This window comes from Shewanella sp. S1-58-MNA-CIBAN-0166, from assembly GCF_040310085.1.
Lineage (GTDB): Bacteria > Pseudomonadota > Gammaproteobacteria > Enterobacterales > Shewanellaceae > Shewanella.
Map to the genome: position 1 here is coordinate 1 of NZ_JBEOPN010000019.1, position 24647 is coordinate 24647.

The following is a 24647-nucleotide window of genomic DNA, read 5'->3' on the forward strand; positions in this document are numbered from 1 at the left end:
AAATCCCCACCAGAATACTGGTAGGGATTATCTTTCATCTGCAAGATCGGTCAAGTGCCCTTAAACGATCGGCATTGATACTCAGTGTGGCCTTTTTCTTTTTTGGTGCGAAGATGCATTTATTTTGGGCATTCTGAGAGTTTTCTAATTTAAAAATCTATTTATCACATTGATTATTAAAGCTTAATATACTTGGCTTGATCGTTGCTACTTATTTAGAGGTATGCGCCTAACGACGCAAAATTAATAAGTCAGAAAATGAGGTCACTATGAAATATTTCTCACGTCATATCATCATGCCTATTCATCTTAATAGCACTCAAAGCTTATGTTGTGGCCAGTTATTAAGTTGGGTTAATGAGGAAGCAACAATTTTTGCCAGTTGCCAAATGCGCAGCCAATTCCATATTGCCAAAGTGATATCGGAAATTAATTTTATGGCACCTGCACAAACAGGCGACATTATCGAGTTTGGGTTTGAGCTAGTAAGCTTAGGTCAAAGTTCAGTCACTGTTCGCTGTAAAATACGTAATAAAGTCAATCATGCGCCGATTGCTTTCATCGATAAGATGGTATTTGTCAACGTGAATGAGAATGGCTTACCCATTCCGCACGGTATGCGAGCCAATGCCGCTTAATTGTATTTCTATTATCGTGGGTTCGTGTTCGTAAGTATGTGTTACGACAGGGCAAGAACTTATAGCCATTGACAATAAAACCGCAAAAAATAAGGAGCTATGATAGCTCCTTAATGTTGATGGTAAATAGACTTGATGTATTATTCGACTTTAGCGATACGCTGTTGATAATCATCGATTAAATGCTCCATTATTTGATTCGGAGAAGCATCTTGGCAGCAGTTGTCTAAATAGATTTTAAAAGTGACAAGGGCATGGCCATCATGCTTAAGGCGGCTACTTTGCATGGCAAAATAAGCTTCTTCATTATCGGCCTTTCGAACCACAAAATCGTCTAGTTCAAATGATTTGGTGCCAGAGAGGTTGTGCCATTTAGTGATACGGTCTAGAGCAATTTCGCAAGATTGGTTTACTTCGATATGGTTGAGCCATGTTGCAGCTTGTTCGTTTTCTTTATAGTGCGGGCATCGAACGGTGTAATTATATATATGAGTGATTGCTGTCATTGTTTACCTACCTATTCGCTATCTAAGTGTTTTCACTATAGACCTTATTTTTTATATTGGTCAATCCTTATTTCAAGAACTTAGATCTAAGCATCACTTTTTACTAAATTAAAAATAAGCTGTTGTCATTGTTGATTTTTTACATTAAACGGCAGATAAAAAAGCCCGTAATAAAATACGGGCTTTATGCTGTGCTATAAAACGAGTTTAGCTTAATTCTGGTTAATAACTATTTGATAATTGCTTATTATCCCTTGTTGAGGTTAGTTATAAAGCGTTTGTGAAAATTTGACAGATCTCTTGATGTGTCGCTTGTTTCGGGTTAGTAAAGCCACAAGCATCCTTGAGGGCATTGTCTGCTAAAGTTGGGATGTCTTGTGCTTTTACGCCTAGCTCGGTTAAATTAGCAGGAATGTTAACGGCTTTTGATAATTGCTTAATGGCGTCGATGGCCGCTTTAGCGCCTTGCTCGTCTGTCATTGCTGCTATGTCGACACCCATAGCTTTTGCGACATCAGCTAAGCGTGCAGGCACAACTTGGGCGTTATAGGTTTGTACATGAGGTAGCAATAATGCGTTACAAACCCCGTGTGGTAAGTCATAAAAACCGCCAAGTTGATGTGCCATAGCATGCACATAACCAAGGCTGGCATTATTAAAGGCCATGCCCGCTAGAAATTGTGCATAAGCCATGTTTTCTCTGGCTTGAATGTCATCGCCTTTTTTAACTGCATTAATTAAATTGGCTTGGATCAGTTCAATAGCTTTGATTGCACACGCGTCGGTGATGGGATTGGCTGCAATAGAGACATAAGCTTCAATTGCGTGTGTTAATGCGTCCATCCCGGTTGCAGCAGTCAGTGATGCTGGCTTTTCTAGCATCAGTTCAGGATCGTTTACAGATAGAATAGGTGTGGTATTTTTATCGACAATGGCCATTTTAATGTGCCTTGCCTCATCGGTAATAATACAAAAGCGGGTCATTTCACTTGCTGTGCCTGCGGTAGTGTTAATCGCGACTAAAGGCATTTGTGCTTTAGTTGATACATCCACACCTTCATAATCTTTAATGCTACCGCCGTTGGTGGCCACGAGTGCGATTCCTTTAGCGCAATCGTGCGGTGAACCGCCGCCTAAAGAAATAATCACATCACACTGATTGGCTTTTAGTAGTTCAAGTCCTGCAGCAACATTACCTGTTGTTGGGTTAGGTTGAACGCCATCAAAAATAACCACTTCAATACCATTGGCATTGAGTTTATCTGCAACCTTCGCCACTAAACCAATACTCACTAGTGGTTTGTCGGTGACAATAAGTGCTTTGGTAAATCCAAACGCGTTGATGTCTTTAATCGCTTCATCTACGCTGCCTTGACCCAGAATGTTGACGCTTGGAATGAAAAATTTAGTCGCCATATTGATTGTCCTTTATATAGAATTAAGTTTTCTCTGAATTAAACATACCAATAACATTGCAGTTTTTATGTGACGTGAAGCTCGTTAACGTCGATTAAGTCACAATCAATAGGCCGTTTTATTACCAACACGACATTTTCCAAATAACTGTGATCTAGGGTGATATTTTTTGACACCGACACTATGGTTGGTCGGTTATTGCGCATTTTGTTGTGTTGGATAGGATGACAATTTCTCTTAAATAATATTATCGAAATTTCAGATGAATATTATGCCATTTATATATAGAATGGTTTACGGTATAAAGACGAAAAATCATAGTGTTAGTTTACTTCTACTATACTAAATAGAGACAGCTTGGATGCTAATGTGCTTGTTAAGGATGGATAAGGGAAATGTATAGATGTTTGGTCTAAATGTTTTTTTCTCAATTTTAGAAAATGCAGCGCTATTACTTGCGCTAGTTTATGTTTACTCACTCTCTCCTACGCATCAACGTAAGGTGACGCCTTTTTTATGGCAATTTTTAATGGGCGCAGTTATTGGCACTATTGGCGTTGTTATTATGATGGATCCCTTGGTTCATCAACAGGAAATATTGTTTGATGCCCGCTCGGTAGTACTCTGTTTAAGTGGACTGTTTTTTGGAGGTATTCCAACACTTGTCGCAACTATTATCATGGCGCTTTATCGCTATCATTTGGGTGGCGTTGCTGTATGGGTTGGTATATTTGCGTTAAGCAGTAGTGCTGTCATTGGATTAGTGTGGCGTCGGTACCGTCGGCATGAATTAGATCAAATTCGTTATCGTGAATTCTACCTTTTTGGCGTTATTGTTCATTCCCTATTGTTGTTATGGCTATTTTTATTGCCATTTGATCAAGCGTTACACGCTATCAGTGTTGTGTCTTTGCCTATCATGCTGGTATTACCTTTATTGACTATGGTCATCGGTCATTTACTTGCAAAAATAGTGTTTCGTGGGCGCGATATTCAAGTCAAATTACAAGAAGATTTTCTTTTCAACAATCAATTTGATATTGGCAATATTGGTATTTCTATTACCACTAAAACTAAGCATTGGTTGAGAGTTAACCCCTATTTATGTCGAATGTTCGGTTACAGCGAAAATGAATTAAAGGCGTTAACGTGGGCTGAATTAACACACCCAGATGATTTGAATAAAGATTTATTATTATTTGAGAAAATGAGTAAAGGCGAACTCAATGAATATGAAATTGATAAGCGTTTTATTGCCAAAGATGGTTCGGTCATTTATACCCATGTGACCATCGCCTGCCGCCGTCATGTTCAAGACAATACTTTCCTAGTTATTGCCGGTTTTCTTGATATCACTCATCAGAAACAGGCCGAACAAGATTTATTGCAAAGTAACGAGCAACTTGCGCTGGTACTCGATAGCAGTGAGTTAGGCGTGTGGGACTGGGATGTCAAACACAATCGAATTCGTACGAATCGATACAGTGCTGACATTTTAGGTTGCTCAATGGAAGAGCTTAATCAGTATCCTAAATTGTGGATAAATGCGATACAGCTAAAAGATAAATTTAAGTTTCTTCGCAGCATTAATGAAATTGTAAAAGGTCGCTGTATAAGCCAACGAGTGGAATATCAATTAACTAACATGGACGGCGACAGCCGGTGGATTTTGCAAACAGGAAGAGTGGTTGACGTTGATGATAAAGGTAAACCGCTTAGAATGTGTGGTACTCATAGTGATATCACTGATATCAAGCAGGTTGAAGACTCGCTAAGTATTGCAGCATCTGTATACCAAAACTCCAGTGAAGCCATGAGTGTGTTTACTGCAAAGGGCATTATCATTGATTCAAATCCTGCCTTTTCTTTTATCACTGGATTCAGTCAACAAGACATACAAGATCAGCATTTACGTATGTTTGAAACAGATCTTCAACCCCAACATTTTTATCAACAATTAAGCCAACAGCTTAGCCAGCAGGGACATTGGCATGGTGAAGTGTGGATGCGTCGTAAAAATGGTGAAAATTACCTTATTTTATTAACCATTAATTCAATCATCCGAACAAAGTCGCAGGCTGCGCGATTTGTTGCGTTATTTTCTGATATTACCGAGAAAAAGCAAACTGAAGAGTTGATATGGCGCCAGGCTAATTATGATGCACTTACCGGTTTGCCAAATCGTAGGATGTTGCTAACATTTTTGAATCAAGAGGTATTTCATTCTGACCGACAGCATAATCATTTTGCATTAATGTTTTTAGACTTGGATTTTTTTAAAGAGGTTAACGACACGTTGGGCCATGATATGGGCGATGTATTGTTAATTGAGACGGCGGAACGCCTAAAAAACAGCGTACGCGAAACCGATGTTGTCGCCCGTCTTGGTGGTGATGAATTTACCATAGTGTTAACTAATCTTGAAGATACTCATGGGGTAGAACGTGTAGCACAACAAATACTTAAACGACTTGCAGAGCCTTATTTATTAGGTGATCAAACGGCCTATATTAGTGGCAGTATTGGTATTACGTTATTTCCAGACGATGCAAAAACAACCGAAGTATTATTGAAGAATGCCGACCAAGCCATGTATTCGGCAAAATCCCATGGTCGTAATCGGTTTAATTATTTTACCTCCGCAATGCAAGACGATGCACAAAAGCGGATGGCGTTGATTCAAGACCTTAAAGTGGCGATTATCCAGCAGCAATTTGAGTTGTATTATCAGCCTATTGTGGATTTAAGCTGTCAGCAGATCATCAAGGTGGAAGCGTTAATTCGTTGGAACCATCCAACAATGGGGTTAATTCCACCGGCAGATTTTATCTCTATTGCTGAAGATACTGGGATGATAATCGATATTGGCAATTGGGCTTTTTATCAAGCCTGCGAGCAAGTCGCAAAATGGAAGACACAATTTAATCACCATATTCAGATTAGTATTAATATGTCACCAGTACAGTTTAAAGACGAGTCGACCGATGTTGAAAATTGGCTTAAACACATGTCTTTACTCGCGCTGCCTACCAATAGCATTTGTATTGAAATCACTGAAAACTTACTACATGACATTGAACCTAATGTTGAGGCTAAATTGCAGGCTTATAGTGATGCAGGTATGCAATTGTCGCTTGATGACTTTGGTACTGGCTATTCATCATTACCCTATTTAACCAAATATAATGTTGATTATCTTAAGATTGATAAATCTTTTGTGGGTCGATTGGCTGCCAAAAACAATGATATGTGTTTGTGTGAAGCGATTATTGCAATGGCTCATAAACTCGGTATCAAAGTCATTGCCGAAGGGGTTGAAACCGAAAGTCAACGGCGTTTATTGGCGTCTGCTGGTTGTGATTATGGCCAAGGATATGTATTTTCGCATGCCTTGTGTCGCGATGATTTTGAGCAAAAGTATTTAGTGGAAAAGGTAATACCATTGCAGGTTAGTCAGCAGATATAACGTTAGTACTGTGACTGTTCATTCAAAACCGGCGTGACCCATCGTGATGATATGGCTAATGCCATCACTAATGTAATAGTTAATGATGTTTAGATTAGTATACAATAGCGACCTATTTTTATTTGTGTTATTGGGTCTGTTATGTCATTTACGTCGCTAGGGTTACCGCCATTATTATTAGATGCGGTTAATCAATCTGGGTATCAAACTGCTACTCCTGTCCAACAAGCTGTGATCCCACTAGCGCTCGATGGCCGAGATGTATTGGCCAGTGCCGAAACCGGTACCGGAAAAACAGCTGCTTTTGCGTTACCGTTACTAAGTCATTTAATGGCGCAAGATCATTCAGACTTATTGCCACCAAATCGTTTACGCGCATTAATCATGACACCGACTCGCGAGCTAGCGATTCAGATTGAGCAAAATTTAGTTAAATACAGCCAGTTTATCAATCTGACCAGCTTAGCCGTTTATGGTGGCGCGAGCATCAATCCTCAGCGTAAGGCATTAGAACAAGGCGTCGATATTTTAGTGGCAACGCCAGGACGATTGTTTGACATTATTGGCCAGCATGAATTGGATCTATCTTTTGTTACTCACTTAGTGATTGATGAAGCTGATCGCATGCTTGATCTTGGTTTTGTTAAAGATATTGAAAAAGTGAAGCGTTTAATCGCCAGACAACATCAAACTATGATGTTTTCTGCTACTTTTTCTGAAGAAGTTAAAACGCTAGCGGCTAAAATGCTAAACAATCCTGAATACGTTCATGTTGAAACCCAAACTACTGCCGCTAATGTTGTCCAGCAAGTCTATCAAGTGGATACCCGCCGAAAAGCTGAGTTGTTATCTGAATTAATTGGCAAGCATAACTGGCAACAAGTTATGGTGTTCACCAGCCGTAAAGAAACAGCAGATCATTTATACCGCGAGTTAAGCTTAGACGGTATTAAGTCATCGGTATTTCACGGTGATAAAAGCCAAGGGGCTCGAAATCGTGCGTTGGAAGAGTTTAAAGCTGGTCAATTACGCGTGTTAATCGCTACCGACTTGGCCGCTCGAGGGCTTGATATTCAAGCTCTGCCAAGAGTCATTAACTTTGAATTACCTGAAGAATGCGAAGATTACATCCATAGAGTAGGGCGTACAGGCCGTGCGGGATTAGGCGGTGAAGCCATTTCGCTGGTGAGTCCTCAAGAGCTAGAGTTACTTGGCGCGATTGAACAACTTATTGAACAATCATTGCCGATATTGGTACCAACAGGGTACGAGGAAGGGGCACCATTACCGGCTCGATATCGCGATGTTGCGGCAGAAAAACCGAAAAAAGTACTTAAGTACAAACGTGGCAAGCCATCGCAAACCGATGTGAAACCTACTCGAAAGGGTAAATACGCTAAAGCGAAAAAATGATCACCAAACCGATTAACACCAATATTATTACTGGCTTTCTGGGGGTGGGTAAAACCACGCTCATTAGCCAATTATTAGCTCATAAGCCCAAAGATGAAGTGTGGGCGGTGCTGGTGAATGAGTTTGGCGAAATAGGCATTGATGGCGGTTTGTTAAATGCGACGGCTATAGGTAATAATAGTAATAATAGTCCTGATGTTACACCAGCAAAGCCTGCCAGTATTGTCATAAAAGAAGTGCCAGGTGGTTGCCTGTGTTGCGTCTCCGGCTTACCAACACAAGTCGCGATAAATCAACTTATTCAGCAAACTAAGCCGGACCGGTTATTGATAGAACCAACTGGGCTTGGGCATCCTGCTGAAATAGTGAAGTTATTAACATCTGAATATTATCAACATGTTATTACTTTGCAAAGTAGTGTATGTCTGGTTGATGCGCGTAAAGTCAGCGATCCGCGCTATCGAAATCATGATACGTTTACGCAGCAATTACAGATGGCAGATGTGCTGTTGGCCAATAAAGCCCAGCATTACACTGAAACAGATCATTTACAGTTACAGCAATTCCTCAGCAAGTTACATTTACAACAGACGCCACTAATTAGTGTCGATAATCACTTTACTGATGTTGACCTAATCCAACAGTTATTATTGCGCTTAAATACCCCGACAAAGTATCAAACGGTGCCAGCGGGACAACGGCTATTGGGGCGGAAAACGCTTATGGATAACTGGCTGTCTAACGAACCACCACTGAGCGATATCGATACCCCTGAGTTTTCCCCTACTGGGTTTATTCACAAAACTAACCAAGGTGAGGGCTGTTACAGTAGTGGTTGGATATTTTCAGCAGTACATTGTTTTCAGTTTGAGCAATTTATGGCGTGGGTAGACACGGTTAAAATGGACAAGGTGCTGAGATTAAAAGCTATTGTTATTACCCAGGATGGGGTGCTCAGTGTCAATATGGTGGATGATAAGTTGATGCTTAATGAACTTGATGATGCACTAGATACACGGGTCGAAATTATTAGCGATATGCCGCTTGAACATGAAAGATTGCAGCAACAGTTACTGGCGTGTTTATTGATTTAGTCTGAGTTGAGATGAGCAATTCGTTTTATAGGACATCTCGTTTTGATAGGACATGTCGTTTTGATAGTACCTCTCGATTGAGTAGGATGACTCCTTTGAGTAGGATGACTCCTTTGAGTAGGATGACTCGTTTGAGTACGCTAATTAACGCTGAGTTCGGATATTAGTGTTAAGTATGGTAACAAAAATTAAGGGCATTGATATGATATCAATGCCCTTATTGTTTACGCTATTTACTGTGATGGTCCGTTAGTTTAACGAGTACATTCTTCCAGTAAATAGGCTAAATGGCGGTATGAAATACCACTGTGTTGGGTTAAGCCGACTTCACACATTCTGTTCGCGTAGTAACCTTCTTTCGTTTCTGCCGGAATGAGCTTTTTAATGTTACGCAGTGCGCTGGCATTAATTTCAGGCTTATAAAGCCCTTTTTCACCTGCATAACCACAACAGCTAATGCCCGCTGGCAACACTACATGGTTAGCACACGCATCAGCAATAGCTTGTTGCTTAGGCTCTAATTTCATCTTACGGGCACTACAGCCTTGGTGTAAAGTGACGTTAGATTTCTTCGTAATTGTCATGTTTGGTAACATCTCGTCGTGCATAAACTCGACTAAATCGGTTATTTTCACCTTAGGGTTACCGGTTAATGTGCGATAAGTACAAGACAATGCATCAACGATAATAGGCACTTTGCCATTTTCAGACTGTGTACTGAGTGCGTCAATAAGTTCATCACGCTTAGCATCGGCGTTTTTAAAATCACCTTTTGATTCCCACATCTGACCGCAACATAAATGGCGGGTATTTTCTGGGATGATCACATTGTAGCCAGCGCGTTCAAGTAAAGTCATAACCACTTCTGGCAAGGTGCGGTTGTCAGGATCTTTTGGTGTTGGACCAAAGGTTCTGCCACCACATGCAGGGAAGTATAAAACTGTTTGTTGACCCGGTTTATGGGCTGATGGCTTTGCCACCTTGCCACCTTTAGGGAAGTCTGGATTCCAATAAGGTACTTCTTTGGAAATCAAACGACCCGCTTTCATCAACGAGTTGGTGATACCATCGCCAGTTATTTTATGCACAATACCTAAAATATCAAAGCCGGTGCTGATCACTTGGTTTACGGCGCCAAAATGCTTGGCTTGGAAGTCGAGCACTTTTTGTTCTGTGGTGGTGATGTACGGTGTGCGCAGTTTACGCACCAAATTACCCATGCTGTTGTCAACTGGGCAGGCAATAGTACATAGCTGACAGGCTGCACAGGTATCAACCACATCATATTTGGCACTGGCACGCATTTCTGCGGCGGCTTTTTTATCACCCGATTGCTCTAAACGTTCAATTTCACGCAATACCGCAATACGTTGGCGCGGAGAGAAGTTAAGCGCCGATGTTGGACAGGTTTTCTCACAAAAACCACATTCAATACATTTATCAATAAAGTCATCTACCACTGGGCAAGGTTTGATGTTTTTAACATGTACCAGCGTGTCATCATTGAGAATAACCCCAGGATTTAACAATTTACTTGGGTCGAAAATTTGTTTGATTTGCTTCATTAATGTATATGCGTCAGTGCCCCATTCCATTTCAACAAAGGGGGCTACAGCTCGACCAGTACCATGCTCTGCTTTCATCGAACCATCGTACTTATTGATCACCATTTCAGCGACATCTTGCATGAAATTTTGGAAACGATTGATATCATCTTGAGAGGCAAACGTTGGCGTGATAATAAAATGGAAGTTACCGGCTAAAGCATGGCCATAAATCACCCCTTCGGGGTAACCGTGTTGATGGAATAAAGCGGTTAAGTCTGCTGCTGCACTGGCTAAATGTTGTAATTCGAATGCAACATCTTCAATAATAACCGATGTGCCTTTAGGTCTTGCACCGCCAATAATAGGGAATAAACCAGAGCGCATTGCCCAATACTGGCCAAATACTGCTGGATCATTACTGAATTCAGTTGGACGTTCAGTGTCAATGTGAGCGATTTTTGTGATCACATCTTGAGTGTATTGCACTAACGTTTCGGGGTCATTAGCACGACACTCAATTAATAGAATGGCTGAACCTTCTGGTAAATCACTTAGCCACTCCGGCATGCCAGTTTTACCGGTAACCGATTTAATCGATGCCCAATCAAGTAATTCTGCAGCGGCCACACTATCACCTTTAATCGGTGGTATTGCGCTGGCAGCATCTTCCATATTGAAGAACACCGCCATGGCAGAAGCTTTAAATTGAGCTTCTTCAACGGTGTGATAAGTGACTTCATTTACAAACGCAAGTGTGCCTTCTGAGCCCACAATTAAGTGATTAATGATGTCAAATGGATCGCTAAAATCTACCAGTGCATTAATGCTGTAACCAGTGGTGTTCTTAATCGAGAACTTTTTACGGATCCGCGCCGATAGGGTTGGATTATTTTGAGTTAATTGCGCAAGATCGGTTAACGCCGTAAGTAACGCAGGATTAGATTGGCTAAATGCTGCTTTTGAATGCGGACAACCTGTATCAAGTTCAGTACCATCGGCAAGCATTAATTTAACTGATTTAATGGTTTGATAACTGTTCTGCGCGGTGCCACAACACATTCCAGATGCATTATTTGCTACCATTCCGGCAATTTGTGCAGAGGCTAGTGTGGCTGGATCGGGACCAATTTTTTTATTGAAGGGTTTTAATGCCATGTTGGCATCTGAACCAATGACCGCAGCACCTAGAGTGATTGAATTTCTATCTTCACTGATTTCAATGTTTCTAAAACCATCATGGCCCAAAATAAGTAAAATACCATCACCAATTGCCTGGCCAGATAAACTGGTACCGGCAGCACGAAAGGTTACTGGCACATTATGTGCTCTGGCGATATTAAGGGTTATTTTAACTTGTTCTGGAGTATCTGCGTGTACCACAATTTCAGGTACGATACGAAAGTAACTGGCATCAGTTGACCAAGCAAAACGACGCACTGGATCATTGGATACGGCGTGACTGCCGAGCTGTGACGTTAACGTATCCATCACTACTTGATAATTAATAGTCATAACATGCTCTCTTTACACTCGAATGAACGGCAGGCATTTTGTGCCTGCTGTTGTATTGTTATCGTTAGAATATAAGTAACTTTATCGTTAATTAGAATCCACCCCAGATAACAGCAATAGTGCCTGCAACTAAGGCATAACCCAGTGCGATAGGCATTGTTTTACGAATAATTTCAGACTCACGACCTGCCATTCCTACCACGGTAGCAGCAGCAACGACGTTCATTACACACATCATGTTGCCCGCATTGGCTCCAATGCCTTGCAACGCTAACGCGATGGCGTGATTCATGCCGATATTATCTGCAACTGAATACTGTAAGCCTGAGAACATCATGTTTGAGAAAGTCGCAGAACCTGACAGGAAGGCACCAAAAATACCGACAATAGGTGAAACCCAAGCCCAAACTGAGCCCATGCTATTGGCCAGTAGGTCTGCTAATGCAACTGGCATTGAAGCGAGACCAGCGCCATTTTCACCTGAGTTTAGGAATATTTTTACCATAGGTACTGATGCACCTAATGAAATGATCGTTGGTAACATTGAACGACAAGATACGGTGATTGATTGCTTCATTGCAGTAGGTTTCATTTTAAATAAGATAAAACCGAATAAACATACAACAACAAAGAAGATTCCCGGTGCATACAATGTAGCAAAGCCGGCTTTAAGCTCTGTGCCTAATAAACCCGTCCAGCTAATATTAAAGCCAAGCAACCAGCTTTTAAATGGAGTAACGACACGAGATAAGACTAATAACGACGCCATAATGATGTATGGAGACCAAGCGGCAATTTGTGAGAATTTAACCGGTGTTTGATTAATCGCGAGCTCTTCATCTGATTTATTGTCGTTTTCGCTGAAGTCACACCAAGGTGTTGATGGCAGTAACCAGCCTTTTCTCGCGACAGGGATAACTAACGCCATACCCACAAGAGCACCAATAACAGAAGGGAATTCAGGACCGGCAAAATAGTTAATTAACCATGCTGGTATGGTAAAGGCAAAACCCGCAAATATTGCAAATTTCCAAACTTGTAAACCTTCTTTAATCGACTTGTTGCGACCAAAAAATCCTGTTAATACACAAACCATCACTAACGGAATTAATGTACCTGTTATTAAGTCGATGGTGATCATGTGTTTAGCAATATACTGTGCATAACCTGCGAAGGTGCCACCATGTTCAGCAATTTGAGCTGCCGCCATGTTAACGCCGCCTTCAGTTAGGCCTTGTTCCATCCCAAATAGAACAGGTAAACCAATTGCGCCAAATGACACTGATGTTGAATCAGCAATCAAGGCCACTACGGCTGCAGCAATGGGTGGGATACCTAATAATACTAGTAGCGGTGCACCGATTGCAGCTGGAGTACCGAAGCCTGCAGAGCCTTCAATAAACGATCCAAACAACCAGCAAATAATAATCACCTGAACTCGCGCATCGGCACTGATGTTAGTAAAGCCTGAACGAATAGTGTCCATGGCGCCAGAATATTTAAGGGTATTTAACAAAAATACCGCACCAAAAATAATGGTCAGTGGTGTTAACGCCGCGAGAAGACCTTCGACAACAGATGCCGCAAGGAGTTGCGTATCCATTTGCCAAATAAACATTGCTACAAGGCCTGTAGCGACCATTGATATGGGCATTGCTTTAGACGCCGGTAGGCGCATAAGCACTAAAAATACCATTACGCTAATAATGGGGGTTAAGCTTGCTAGTATCTGTAATATTGTCATGCATACCTCGTATCACTATAAGTGGGTACTAAATTGTTATTATTTGTCAGCATTTGTCTAACTAGGGTGTAATAGACGTTATTTAAGTGTTAAAAGTGTTGATCGAGATCATCTAACAAACGAGAAAGTACATTAGCCAACAGAACTGTGAAGCGCATCCGGTGCAAGGTTTTTAGTGCGTGGTTGAGATCACGCTTTATAGGGATATAACAGGTCATATAAAGTAAAACCAAGCGAGTTATCGATTGGCTTACAATATATTTAATTAGCATTTGGTAATGTGAAGGGGCTCACTAGAAAGGCGACGGTGTTGTGATCGAGTTCAAACAGTTAGAAAAGTTTACTTCCCCAACCTAATTTGTTACGTAATACGTGAAAATAATTATGACCTTTGGGGTGGATGAGTCTTAGGCGTTCATTTGAGCGGCGAATAAAAATTTCATCGCCTGGTAATACAGCTAAATGGACATGACCATCACAACTGACTTCGAGGTTTTCACCATTCTCAGGTGAGACCACTAATTTAATGATGCTACATGCATCGACCACAATGGGTCTACATGACAAGGTGTGAGGAAACATCGGCACTAAAATAAGCGCTTGCAGATTAGGTGTTAATATTGAACCGCCAGCAGACAAAGAATAGGCCGTAGAACCTGTTGGCGTGGACACAATCATGCCATCAGCGCGCTGGCTATACATAAATTGTTCATCAATATAAACCTCAAATTGGATCATATGAGCAATTTTGCCAGGGTGAAGTACAGCTTCATTGACGGCGGTATTACTGGCGGTTATTTTTCCGTGACGGTGAACTTCAGCCTCCAGTAAAAAACGGTGTTCAGTTTCAAATTCACCGCCGAGCACTTTAGATAAGGCTTCTTCGAAGTTATCAGGAGGTAAATCAGTTAAAAAACCTAAGTTACCCCGGTTTACACCAATCACGGCAACATTAAAACGCGCCAATACTCGGGCTGCACCTAACATATTACCATCACCACCAACCACGATGGCTAAATCACAATGTTCACCCATTTCAAGTAGGTCCATTGAACAAACATCTACCCCCAGCTCTGCAGAGACTCGTCCTTCAACGATAACCCTAAAGCCCTGCATGCTTAACCAATGATGCAATCGGGTTAATGTGAGGTTAGTCCCTTGATGATGTGGTTTACCGATGAGACCGATTGTCTGGAACATTTTAGTCATATTCGAGTTTGTTATGCCTTTAGGCCTTGAAACATAAGAATTGATCCCCATAATATACTCAAACTTATTAGAAGTGTGAGATTTGCTGTTAATTTATCAGTAAATGGCCACTTTATTTTATTGTCGTAGAATACGAAATAACGCATTTTTTAGCTGGAGTGAAAATGAGCAACGAATCGAACAACACATCGCAAGATCAAGTGGAAGAAGCTGTAACTCCTGAAGTTGTGACTGATGAGGCAAGTTTGATGGATGAAGTAACCCAAGCAAATTTTCGAATTGAAGAACTAGAGCAACTATTGGCTGAGTCTGAAACTGCGTTAGCTGAGCGTAAAGATGTTGAAATGCGCGCAGCGGCAGAAACACAGAACATTCGTACTCGCGCGGCAAAAGATGTCGAGCAAGCACGTAAGTTTGCCTTGGAAAAGTTTGCTAACGAACTCTTGCCTGTAATCGATAATATGGAACGCGCCTTACAGGGGACTAACCCTGAAGATGAAGCGACTAAAGCGATTTATGAGGGTGTCGAACTGACCATGAAAGGCTTTTTAACCTCGGTGGCAAAGTTTGGTGTAACTCAAGTTGATCCACAAGGCCAAGCATTTAACCCTGAACATCATCAAGCTATTGGCATGCAGCCAAGTGCTGAGTTTCCTGCTAACACTGTCATGATGGTCATGCAGAAAGGTTATTTATTGAATGACCGTTTACTGCGTCCTGCGATGGTGATGGTATCTCAAGGCGGTGGCAGTGTGGATGTTGAAGCTTAACGATAACGTTAATCTCAATACTCGCTTGTTGACACTAGAGCTGTAGCCAATAGCATTATAATGTTCTTCAACATAGTGCTATTCATATAGTCCTATTTATCATAGTGCTATTTAATATAGTGCTATTTATTATAGTGCTATTTATCATAGTTACGTGCACTATGATCACTAGAACGCGAGCCATAAAAAAGGACTGATTTTTCAGTCCTTTTTTGATCCTCTGCCAGTAATAACAGTAGAATATTAAGCCATAAATGCTTGGATTTGCGCTAAAATACCTTCAGCATCAAGTTGAAGATCCGTGATGATTTCATCAGGTGCGCCGTGTTGAATAAATTCATCAGGCAAACCAATCTGTAACACAGGTTTTACTATTCGCATTTTGTGTAATGCTTCAATTACTCCAGAACCCGCACCACCCATAATCGCATTTTCTTCAACGGTAACGATAACATCATGGCTATTGGCAAGTTGTTCAAGCAAGGCTAAATCTAGTGGCTTAACAAAGCGCATATCGGCAATGGTAGCATCCAGTTTTTCAGCAGCATAGGTAGCAGCTTCAAGTGTGGTACCAAAGTTAACAATGGCAATTTTTTGACCTTGACGGGTTAATACCCCTTTACCTATCGGTATTAATGTCATGGCCTCGACTTGTTCAGCCCCAGTTGCAAACCCTCGAGGGTAACGTACCGCAGTCGGCCCATCTTGATAGCAATAACCTGTATAGAGCATTTGACGGCATTCGTTTTCATCTGATGGCGCCATAATGATCATATTGGGAATACAACGCATAAAACTTAAATCGAATGCCCCTTGATGAGTTGGGCCATCTGCACCAACAATACCACCACGGTCAATAGCGAATAATACTGGTAAACGTTGCAAAGCCACATCGTGGATAAGTTGATCGTATCCGCGCTGTAAAAAAGTCGAGTAAATAGCAACCACAGGCTTTAGACCTGCACAGGCAAACCCTGCGGATAAGGTGACCGCATGCTGTTCGGCAATGGCAGCATCAAAATATTGGCTTGGGAATCGTTGCGAAAACTCAACCATGCCAGAGCCTTCGCGCATAGCGGGCGTAATAGCGACTAACTTGTCGTCTGTGGCAGCCATGTCGCATAACCATTTACCAAACACTTGTGAAAACGTAGGTAAACCTGGTTTCGTTGTCGGTTTCTTAAACTGGCTAGGATCAAATTTAGGCACCGCGTGCCAGCCGATAGGATCTTTTTCAGCAGGCTCATAACCACGACCTTTTTTTGTCATGATATGCAGTATCTGTGGACCTTTGAGGTTACGCATATTACGCATTGTTTCAACGAGCGAATCAACATCGTGACCATCTATTGGGCCAATATAATTAAACCCTAGTTCTTCAAATAACGTTGCAGGCACCACCATGCCTTTAAGGTGCTCTTCAGTACGCTTAGCCATTTCTTTAATGACCGGCATCCCTTTAAGGACCTTTTTACTGTTTTCTCGAATGGTGGTATAAAAACGACCTGACATCAGCTGCGCCAAATGATTATTCAGTGCGCCAACATTTTCAGAAATCGACATTTCATTGTCATTCAGTACCACGAGCATGTCATTGTGCAAGTCGCCAGCATGATTTAAGGCTTCAAACACCATTCCCCCGGTCATGGCGCCATCACCAATTACAGCAACCACTTTTCGACCTGCACCTTCTTTACCTGCAGCAATCGCCATACCTAAGGCGGCGCTAACAGAGGTGCCAGAATGACCCACGCTAAACGTATCGTATGGGCTTTCTTCACGCCATGGGAAAGGGTGTAAGCCATTCTTTTGTCGAATGGTATGCATCTGTTCACGACGATCGGTAAGGATTTTATGTGGATAAGCTTGATGCCCTACATCCCAAACTAACTGATCAAATGGGGTATTGTAGACATAATGAAGTGCCACAGTTAATTCAACTGTGCCTAAGCCAGAAGCAAAATGTCCGCTAGAAATAGCAACAGACTGAAGTAAGAACTGTCTGAGTTCATCAGACACTTGAGGAAGTAAACCTTGAGGTAACTTCCTTAATTCTTCTGGTGTATTAGCTTTCGCTAGTACTGGAAATTTAGAAATATCGAAGCTCATAGCGAGATTGTCTGACTCTTTATTATAATCTTCGCTCAATAATGTAGTGGGCGAAGTCTGCAATTAACTGGCTATTGTATGGTAATTTAGTCAGCGCTGATAGTGCATCTTGTATTAGTTGTTCTGCACAGGCTTTGGCACCATCGAGACCCAATAGTTTCGGGAACGTGCTTTTATTCGATTGCTGATCGCTGCCTTGTGGTTTGCCTAGCTCTTCGGTGCTAGCAGTAATATCTAAAATATCATCTTGCACTTGAAAAGCTAGCCCAAGCGTATGGGCATATTTCATCATTAATTTATAATGCTCATCGGGTACGTCAGCAGCGATTAAGGCAAGCTCAACCGCACAACTGATTAACGCTCCGGTTTTTTTATTATGTAATTCGGTTAATCGGTCTAAATTTATACTGTGATCTGTTGCACTCAGATCAATCGCCTGCCCACCGCACATACCTTGATACCCTGAAGCTTTTGCGAGTACTCTGACCATCGCCAGTTGTTGCTTCGGATGTAAGTCATTACAAGGGGCTGTGATAATTTCAAAAGCCAATGTTTGCAACGCATCACCGGCTAAAATCGCGGTGGCTTCGTCAAATGCAATATGAACAGTTGGTTGGCCACGACGAAGTGCATCGTTATCCATTGCCGGTAAGTCATCGTGTATTAATGAATAGGCATGAATACACTCAATAGCAGCCGCGGCTTTATCAAGTGCATTGATATTGACACCGAGCATGTCACCTACACTGTAGACCAAAAATGGTCTTATGCGTTTCCCACCCAATAGCGCACCATGGAGCATCGCTGCTTTTAAAGCTGGTGCAGCGTCATCGAGCAGCGTTAAATGTTGGTTAAGAATACCATTAACGCGATTTTGGTATGTTGTTATTGCTTCAGCTAACACGTATCAAGACCTATTATTTAATACACACTATGTTGACGATTATTCACTTTCTACAGTGAACGACGCTAATTCAGCATCATCTTCATTTAATAAGATAGAGACTTTTTGCTGTGCTTGCTCAAGTTTGGCTTGGCTTTGACGTACTAACTTAATGCCACGCTCAAACTGCTTAAGTGCATCATCCAGCGACACTTCACCTTGCTCCAAATGAGCAACAATGGTTTCAAGTTCAGTTAATGATTGTTCAAAACTGAGATTTTCAGGTTTTTTAGCCACGAGTAATATTCCTTTCATTCAGCGTGTGACAAGGTATATCAGCCCAGCGTATCGGTCAAATACAGTCGCTGGTTATTTGCTCAACAGCACGCTTTGTTATTGAATTTTGTTTAGAATGTACAAAAACAAGCTAAACTTGAGCCAAGTTTGTCCGATAACAAGTCATGATTTAAATTTGCTAGCAAAAATAGTATTGAAACTTTTGCTGTAATACATAACGATGGGCATTGTTATCAACACAAAATGCTGTCGGATTATTCGGATCATATAACGTGCGCTAACAGCACGATGGAAGTAGCACAAATAAGCAGCATAACGACTGCGATTGAGGAGAGGTTGTGGATTTAGCTACCCTAATAGGTATTATCGGTGCTTTTGCATTTATTATTGGTGCGATGATCACCAGTGGTGGTATCGGATTATTTATCGATGTACCGTCAATTTTGATTGTTGTGGCAGGCTCTTTATTTGTGGTGATGATGAAATTTAACCTAAAGCAATTTTTAGGTTCAATAAAGATTGGTATGAAAGCCTTCATGTTTAAATTAGATAAACCTGAAGACTTGATAGAACAAGCTGTCACCATGGCTGATGCTGCCCGTAAAGGCGGTTTTTTAGCATTAGAAGAAGCGGTTATTACCAACACCTTTATGCAAAAAGCCGTTGATATGTTAGTTGATGGCCATGACGGTGATGTGGTGCGCAACGCATTAGAAAAAGACATAGCATTAACTGAAGAACGCCACAAAACAGGGGTGGGTATTTTTAAAGCCATGGGTGATGTGGCACCTGCAATGGGCATGATTGGTACTTTGGTTGGTTTAGTGGCGATGCTATCTAACATGGACGATCCAAAGTCTATTGGACCTTCAATGGCAGTGGCATTGTTAACGACTCTTTACGGCGCGGTGATTGCCAACATGATCGCCATCCCTATGGCGGATAAATTATCATTACGGATGAATGAAGAATTGCTTAATCGTAATTTAATTATGGATGCAGTATTAGCGATTCAAGATGGACAGAATCCACGGGTTATTGAAGGCTTTTTGAAGAACTATTTGGCTGAAAGTGTGCGAAAAATCGATACAACGGACGGAGAGTAACTCATGGCTAAGGCCAAGTGTGATTGTCCACCCGCTGGTGCCCCTATGTGGCTTGCCACATTTGCAGACTTAATGTCGTTGCTGATGTGTTTCTTCGTGTTGTTGTTAGCGTTCTCTGAAATGGACGTGATGAAGTTTAAACAAATCGCTGGTTCAATGAAGTATGCATTCGGGGTACAAAACAAAGTTGAAGTAAAAGACATTCCTAAGGGGACATCTGTTATTGCGCTTGAATTCCGCCCAGGTCGCCCCGATCCCACCCCAATAGAGATCATTAATCAACAAACCAATGAAATGACTCAACCGACGATAGAATATCAGGCGGGTGAAGAAGACAGCGCGGGTGGGACTCAAAAACAGAATGGTGAGCAACGCGGTGGCAATGCAGCCGCAACAGCGCAACAAGAAGCTGAAGCCGTTAAAAAAGACGCTGCCTCTTCGCAAGAAAACATTAATGATCAAGTTAAAAAAATGGCTGAAAAACTCAATGAAGAAATTGTCGATGGCGCCATTGAAATTGAATCTTTAGGCCAACAAATTATTATCCGTATCCGTGAGAAGGGCTCTTTTGCTTCGGGCTCAGGCTTTTTACAACCTAAGTTCAAACCTATTGTGCGCTCAATTGGTGAATTATTAAAAGATGTCCCTGGGATAATTACGGTGTCGGGTCACACTGATGGTGCTGATATCAATAATGAGCTTTACAGTTCAAACTGGGAACTATCAAGCCAACGAGCTGTGGCTGTGGCTCATGAATTAAGAAGAGTTTCTGGTTTTGATGAATCAAGGATGAAAGTGGTTGGCGAGGCGTCTAATCGGCCATTAATCGCCAATGATTCTATTGAAAATCAGGCTCGAAACCGCCGGGTAGAAATCTCTATCGAACAAGGTAAAGCGAAAGAGTCGAATGAAATAATTGTAACTCAATAGTTTGCCATCAAAAGATAAGCGCAATCTCTACAAGTTAAAGAGATTGCGCTTTTTTGTTTTATAAATGTGCCTTACAGCGCTTTTACTAACAAATAACAGATAAAAAAGTGAATATGTTTGGTTAATAGGCATCATTTGGTATAATCGGCGAATTATTGCATACGTTATGCTATTGACTGGATTGTATACACATCTAGAAAATAGAGCTGTGCTGTTTTTTTAATTTATTATCAAGGTATTACTGTCTTTTTTATTTAGCAAAACCGAGTGTAGTGCTATTTGATGGTGATACCTGTGGACGCCCCATGAAGTTTATTGTAAAGCTGTACCCTGAAATTATGATGAAGAGCAAGTCGGTAAGAATGCGCTTTACCAAAATGCTTGAAACTAATATACGTAATGTGCTTAAAAATGTGGATGAAGGTGCAAAAGTACAACGCTTATACGATCGTATCATCGTGCAAGTACCGAGCGATAAACCGGAGTTATGTGACGTTTTTGCAGAGCGACTAGCGTGTATTCCAGGTATTGCTCACGTGGTGCAAGTGAGTGAGTACACTTTTGATTCAATCGATCATATTTATCAGCAAGCTTTACCAAAGTACCGCGATGAAATTGCCGGTAAAACTTTTTGTGTCCGCGTAAAACGTTCTGGTAATCACGACTTTAATTCAATTGATGTTGAGCGTTATGTCGGTGGCGGATTAAATCAACACACTGAGGCGCTAGGGGTGAAACTTAAAGACCCTGACGTGACCGTTAATCTTGAAATCAATCAAGATAAGCTTTACATGGTTGAGCGTCGTATTCAAGGTTTGGGTGGTTTTCCGATGGCGACCCAAGAAGATGTGTTGTCGCTTATTTCAGGCGGTTTCGATTCTGGTGTGTCGAGTTTTCAGTTTATTAAAAAAGGTGCTCGTACCCATTACTGTTTCTTTAATTTAGGTGGCGCTCAGCACGAAATTGGCGTTAAGCAAGTCGCTTACCATCTATGGAAGAAGTACGGGGAGTCTCACAAAGTACGTTTTGTGTCGGTGCCATTTGAGCCTGTAGTTGAAGAGATTTTAGAGCGTATTGATAACGGTCAGATGGGTGTGGTACTTAAGCGTGTAATGATGCGAGCAGCAACACGCATTGCTGACAAATACGGTATTCAAGCACTAGTGACAGGTGAGAGCTTAGGTCAAGTATCTAGCCAAACACTGACTAATTTAAATGTTATCGATCGCAGCACCGATTTATTGATTTTACGCCCGCTTATCGCAATGGACAAACAAGATATTATTAATCAGAGCCGTATTATTGGCACTGAAGATTTTGCTAAATCTATTCCCGAGTATTGTGGTGTTATTTCACAAAAACCTACGGTTAAAGCGGTATTATCGAAGGTTGAAGCCGAAGAGCTTAAATTCTCTGAAGATTTAATCGACCGTGTGGTTGCATCTGCAGTGGTAATGGATATTCGCGATATTGAAGCTGAAATGAACCAACAAGTGACCGAGACCGAAACGGTTAACGATGTCGCTTCTGGCGAAATAATTATTGATGTTCGTGCACCTGAAGAAGAAGAACGTAGCCCATTATTAATTGATAATGTAATGGTTAAAGCGATTCCATTCTTTAAGTTAGCCACCCAATTTGCCGATTTAGATAAGTCTAAAACGTATTTGTTATATTGCGATCGTGGCGTAATGAGTAAGCTGCAAGCCTTATATCTTGTAGAAAAGGGCTATACTAACGTTAAAGTGTATCGCCCTTAAGCCGTCGAAACGACACCGTCTTTGCGGTGTCGTGACTTTGGTCTATTTTTAGGGATTTATCCACGTTAGTGTTAGTTGTGGCAGTGAGCTTAAACAGTAATACGCTTTGAGTGAGATGAATCACAGACAATAAAAAACCGCATTTAATGCGGTTTTTTATTGTCTCAGTAACGTGCTTAAGATGAGCTAGCTCTAGTTAGCTTGAACCACTTCTGAAGTTTTTTGTTGTTCATCATTGTCAGCAATTAAAATGCTGTTAACATCATTATTGATATCAATTTGCATCGCTTCAATGCTTTGTGATAATTCAGCATGTAAATCGATCATATCGATAGGTTCTAGTTCAGTCGCTTGAGCAGAAGATAAACCCAATATAGATAATAGTGCGACTGCAAAAATAGTGTTTAGGTTGAACATAGGGGATGAGCCTCCAGGCTAATAAGTCACATTTGCCGGACTATCCCAGTAACATCGTAGAGATTGTCCAACTGTATTTTCAATGATGCTAATTTAACCAAACACAGTGTTCTTTACAAACGACAAAAAATAACGATAATCATTAGAAAAACTAATTAAAAAACGAGAGATTGATCACTATGTCTAGACGATTACCTCCTTTGAATGCAGTTAAAGCATTTGAAGCTGCAGCACGACATTTGAGCTTTACCCGCGCCGCAGAAGAGTTGTTTGTCACTCAGGCTGCGGTGAGTCATCAAATTAAAGCATTAGAAGATTTTTTAGGGCTAAAACTGTTTAGACGTAAAAATAGATCATTATTGTTAACAGAAGAAGGCCAAAGCTATTTTCTGGACATTAAAGATATTTTTATTGAACTCGGCGAGGCAACTAATCGCCTGCTTGCCCGAAGCGCGGTAGGATCGTTAACGGTGAGTATGTCTCCGAGTTTTGCTATTCAATGGTTAGTGCCTCGTTTAGCTAAGTTTAGCGAAAAAAATCCTGATATTGATGTGCGTATTAAAGCGGTAGACAGCGATGCCAGTTCGTTAACGGATGATGTCGATGTGGCGATTTATTACGGTCAAGGTAATTGGCCTGGACTACGTGCTGATAAACTGCGTAATGAAGTGCTGATTCCAGTATGCTCACCATTATTACTTAACGGGCCTAAGCCATTAATTCAACCGAGTGATTTAAAGCTCCATACTCTATTACATGATTCCAGTCGCCAAGATTGGCAGGCATGGTTTAGGCAATGTGGTGTCACTGACATCAATGTCAATCAAGGGCCGATATTCAGTCATTCTTCATTAGTGTTACAAGCCGCTGCGCATGGCCAAGGTGTGGCATTAGGATATAGTGTACTTGCTCGGCCTGATATCAAAGCTGGGCGTTTAGTGTGTCCGTTTTCTGAGGTGCTGGTGAGCAAAGATGCTTATTATTTAGTGTGTCAGCAAAACCATTCTGAGATTGGTAAAATTTCAGCTTTTAGAGAGTGGATGGTCGATATGTTTGCAGAGGAGTCGCGTAGTGAGTTACTTACCGGATAATACGCCAGTATTAGCTGAAGACTTTCTTTTGCAAGGTTCTAAAAGTGACACCTTGATTGTTTTTGCTCATGGTGCTGGTGCGAATATGCATCATCAATATATGACTTCGATGACCGATAAGTTAATCGCTCAAGGCTATCAAGTGTACCGATTTAATTTCTTGTATATGCAAGCCAATATGCAAGATGGTAAACGTCGTCCGCCTGACCGTGCGCCTAAATTACTTGCGCACTATGAACAGGTGCTGCTTGATATTCAACAAAAAATGGCTCTTGGTCTTATCAATTGTCAGCGGATAATCTTAATGGGTAAGTCAATGGGCGGTCGCATGTCGGCGATATTGACCAGTTCAGACCATCAACTACAACAGCCCCTTATTACCGATGTTGCCAATAAAATTAGTGCAATTGTGTGTTTGGGCTACCCATTTATTCCCCTCAAAGGTGGAGAGCCACGACTTGCGCCTATTCAGCACAATTCCATTCCGATGCTGATTGTTCAAGGTGAACGCGATAAATTTGGCGACCTTCAACAAGTACCCAATTGGGCTTTGGGTGAACATGCAGAAGTCTGTTGGATTGGTGATGGTGACCATAGTTTACAACCGCGAAAATCGTCTGGTTATACCCTTGAGGGCAATCTTAATCATGCCATTGAGAATATTCGTCAGTTTATTACCCGATTAGGTTAATGCTGTAACGCGATGTTTTACGCATATGTGGTGACTATTATGCTGATA

Annotated in this window: 19 protein-coding genes; 10 read left to right on the forward strand and 9 right to left on the reverse strand. The window is 41.4% G+C overall.

All coding sequences use genetic code 11. The features are described from left to right. Nucleotides 1-269 precede the first annotated feature (269 nt). Nucleotides 270-638 (forward strand): acyl-CoA thioesterase, encoded by a 369-nt coding sequence (locus AAEY99_RS12545; protein WP_101086475.1) that lies wholly within the window; start codon nt 270-272, stop codon nt 636-638. A 140-nt stretch (nt 639-778) separates the two neighbouring features. Here AAEY99_RS12545 and AAEY99_RS12550 read toward each other — a convergent pair whose 3' ends face one another. Next, a complete protein-coding gene (locus tag AAEY99_RS12550; RefSeq protein ID WP_101086476.1) occupies nt 779-1144 on the reverse strand; it encodes a cytoplasmic protein in 366 nt (121 codons plus the stop codon). A gap of 267 nt (nt 1145-1411) precedes the next feature. Next, a complete protein-coding gene (yiaY, locus tag AAEY99_RS12555) occupies nt 1412-2560 on the reverse strand; it encodes an L-threonine dehydrogenase (protein WP_101086477.1) in 1149 nt (382 codons plus the stop codon). Nucleotides 2561-2963: 403 nt separating this feature from the next. On the opposite strand from yiaY, the gene AAEY99_RS12560 reads away from it, so the two are divergent. The 3 genes from AAEY99_RS12560 (at nt 2964) to AAEY99_RS12570 (ending at nt 8533) form a co-directional block, all read left to right on the forward strand. Further along, nucleotides 2964-6026 (forward strand): EAL domain-containing protein, encoded by a 3063-nt coding sequence (locus AAEY99_RS12560; RefSeq protein WP_351010689.1) that lies wholly within the window; start codon nt 2964-2966, stop codon nt 6024-6026. Nucleotides 6027-6167: 141 nt separating this feature from the next. Further along, a complete protein-coding gene (locus tag AAEY99_RS12565) occupies nt 6168-7439 on the forward strand; it encodes a DEAD/DEAH box helicase (protein WP_162023593.1) in 1272 nt (423 codons plus the stop codon). Continuing rightward, nucleotides 7436-8533: a CobW family GTP-binding protein gene (locus AAEY99_RS12570; RefSeq protein ID WP_351010691.1), complete on the forward strand. Its 1098-nt coding sequence runs from the start codon at nt 7436-7438 to the stop codon at nt 8531-8533. The genes AAEY99_RS12565 and AAEY99_RS12570 overlap by 4 nt, the downstream gene beginning before the upstream one ends. 254 nt (nt 8534-8787) lie before the next feature. On the opposite strand, the gene AAEY99_RS12575 is transcribed toward AAEY99_RS12570, so the two are convergent. From AAEY99_RS12575 to nadK, 3 genes are all read right to left on the reverse strand, one after another. Further along, nucleotides 8788-11592, reverse strand: a complete 2805-nt coding sequence (locus AAEY99_RS12575) for an FAD-binding and (Fe-S)-binding domain-containing protein (protein WP_162023591.1) — start codon at nt 11590-11592, stop codon at nt 8788-8790. A gap of 91 nt (nt 11593-11683) precedes the next feature. Then, entirely contained in the window at nt 11684-13336 is a 1653-nt protein-coding gene (locus tag AAEY99_RS12580) for an L-lactate permease (protein ID WP_101086482.1), read from the reverse strand. 330 nt (nt 13337-13666) lie between these two features. After that, nucleotides 13667-14545, reverse strand: coding sequence for an NAD(+) kinase (nadK, locus tag AAEY99_RS12585; RefSeq protein WP_182744634.1), 879 nt, complete (start codon nt 14543-14545; stop codon nt 13667-13669). 164 nt (nt 14546-14709) lie between these two features. On the opposite strand from nadK, the gene grpE reads away from it, so the two are divergent. Next, the gene (grpE, locus tag AAEY99_RS12590; protein ID WP_192116282.1) at nt 14710-15315 is read left to right on the forward strand and encodes a nucleotide exchange factor GrpE; all 606 of its coding nucleotides are present in this window, start codon (nt 14710-14712) and stop codon (nt 15313-15315) included. A 243-nt stretch (nt 15316-15558) separates the two neighbouring features. On the opposite strand, the gene dxs is transcribed toward grpE, so the two are convergent. Genes dxs through xseB form a run of 3 tightly spaced genes read right to left on the reverse strand, consistent with a single transcriptional unit; the run spans nt 15559 to nt 18604 of the window. Then, nucleotides 15559-17424, reverse strand: coding sequence for a 1-deoxy-D-xylulose-5-phosphate synthase (dxs, locus tag AAEY99_RS12595; RefSeq protein ID WP_101086484.1), 1866 nt, complete (start codon nt 17422-17424; stop codon nt 15559-15561). Nucleotides 17425-17446: 22 nt separating this feature from the next. Further along, nucleotides 17447-18328 (reverse strand): (2E,6E)-farnesyl diphosphate synthase, encoded by an 882-nt coding sequence (ispA, locus tag AAEY99_RS12600; protein ID WP_351010694.1) that lies wholly within the window; start codon nt 18326-18328, stop codon nt 17447-17449. A 39-nt stretch (nt 18329-18367) separates the two neighbouring features. Then, on the reverse strand, nt 18368-18604 hold the full coding sequence (gene xseB / locus AAEY99_RS12605) for an exodeoxyribonuclease VII small subunit (protein WP_011638237.1): 237 nt from the start codon (nt 18602-18604) through the stop codon (nt 18368-18370). Nucleotides 18605-18942: 338 nt separating this feature from the next. Between xseB and pomA the strand changes: the two genes are divergently transcribed. From pomA to thiI, 3 genes are all read left to right on the forward strand, one after another. Further along, nucleotides 18943-19710 carry a flagellar motor protein PomA gene (pomA, locus tag AAEY99_RS12610; RefSeq protein WP_101086485.1) on the forward strand — a complete coding sequence of 256 codons (768 nt, stop codon included), beginning with the start codon at nt 18943-18945 and terminating at the stop codon, nt 19708-19710. 3 nt (nt 19711-19713) lie between these two features. Further along, nucleotides 19714-20640: a flagellar motor protein MotB gene (locus tag AAEY99_RS12615; RefSeq protein WP_101086486.1), complete on the forward strand. Its 927-nt coding sequence runs from the start codon at nt 19714-19716 to the stop codon at nt 20638-20640. A gap of 305 nt (nt 20641-20945) precedes the next feature. After that, nucleotides 20946-22400, forward strand: a complete 1455-nt coding sequence (thiI, locus tag AAEY99_RS12620; protein WP_350979211.1) for a tRNA uracil 4-sulfurtransferase ThiI — start codon at nt 20946-20948, stop codon at nt 22398-22400. Between the two features lie 192 nt (nt 22401-22592). On the opposite strand, the gene AAEY99_RS12625 is transcribed toward thiI, so the two are convergent. Then, nucleotides 22593-22817, reverse strand: a complete 225-nt coding sequence (locus AAEY99_RS12625; RefSeq protein WP_162023587.1) for a hypothetical protein — start codon at nt 22815-22817, stop codon at nt 22593-22595. Nucleotides 22818-22996: 179 nt separating this feature from the next. Between AAEY99_RS12625 and AAEY99_RS12630 the strand changes: the two genes are divergently transcribed. Next, complete coding sequence (locus AAEY99_RS12630) at nt 22997-23908, forward strand: transcriptional regulator GcvA (protein WP_011638232.1); 912 nt, start codon at nt 22997-22999, stop codon at nt 23906-23908. Continuing rightward, nucleotides 23889-24599, forward strand: a complete 711-nt coding sequence (locus AAEY99_RS12635) for an alpha/beta family hydrolase (RefSeq protein WP_351010695.1) — start codon at nt 23889-23891, stop codon at nt 24597-24599. The genes AAEY99_RS12630 and AAEY99_RS12635 overlap by 20 nt, the downstream gene beginning before the upstream one ends. Nucleotides 24600-24647: the final 48 nt, after the last annotated feature.

Excerpts from the sequence above, each read along its gene's own strand:
- thiI (WP_350979211.1), top strand. The coding sequence starts at position 20,946 with ATGAAGTTTATTGTAAAGCTGTACCCTGAAATTATGATGAAGAGCAAG.
- yiaY (WP_101086477.1), bottom strand. The coding sequence starts at position 2,560 with ATGGCGACTAAATTTTTCATTCCAAGCGTCAACATTCTGGGTCAAGGC.
- AAEY99_RS12550 (WP_101086476.1), bottom strand. The coding sequence starts at position 1,144 with ATGACAGCAATCACTCATATATATAATTACACCGTTCGATGCCCGCAC.
- AAEY99_RS12575 (WP_162023591.1), bottom strand. The coding sequence starts at position 11,592 with ATGACTATTAATTATCAAGTAGTGATGGATACGTTAACGTCACAGCTC.
- nadK (WP_182744634.1), bottom strand. The coding sequence starts at position 14,545 with ATGACTAAAATGTTCCAGACAATCGGTCTCATCGGTAAACCACATCAT.
- AAEY99_RS12560 (WP_351010689.1), top strand. The coding sequence starts at position 2,964 with ATGTTTGGTCTAAATGTTTTTTTCTCAATTTTAGAAAATGCAGCGCTA.
- AAEY99_RS12565 (WP_162023593.1), top strand. The coding sequence starts at position 6,168 with ATGTCATTTACGTCGCTAGGGTTACCGCCATTATTATTAGATGCGGTT.
- AAEY99_RS12570 (WP_351010691.1), top strand. The coding sequence starts at position 7,436 with ATGATCACCAAACCGATTAACACCAATATTATTACTGGCTTTCTGGGG.
- AAEY99_RS12625 (WP_162023587.1), bottom strand. The coding sequence starts at position 22,817 with ATGTTCAACCTAAACACTATTTTTGCAGTCGCACTATTATCTATATTG.
- AAEY99_RS12580 (WP_101086482.1), bottom strand. The coding sequence starts at position 13,336 with ATGACAATATTACAGATACTAGCAAGCTTAACCCCCATTATTAGCGTA.
- AAEY99_RS12545 (WP_101086475.1), top strand. The coding sequence starts at position 270 with ATGAAATATTTCTCACGTCATATCATCATGCCTATTCATCTTAATAGC.
- dxs (WP_101086484.1), bottom strand. The coding sequence starts at position 17,424 with ATGAGCTTCGATATTTCTAAATTTCCAGTACTAGCGAAAGCTAATACA.
- AAEY99_RS12630 (WP_011638232.1), top strand. The coding sequence starts at position 22,997 with ATGTCTAGACGATTACCTCCTTTGAATGCAGTTAAAGCATTTGAAGCT.
- AAEY99_RS12615 (WP_101086486.1), top strand. The coding sequence starts at position 19,714 with ATGGCTAAGGCCAAGTGTGATTGTCCACCCGCTGGTGCCCCTATGTGG.
- grpE (WP_192116282.1), top strand. The coding sequence starts at position 14,710 with ATGAGCAACGAATCGAACAACACATCGCAAGATCAAGTGGAAGAAGCT.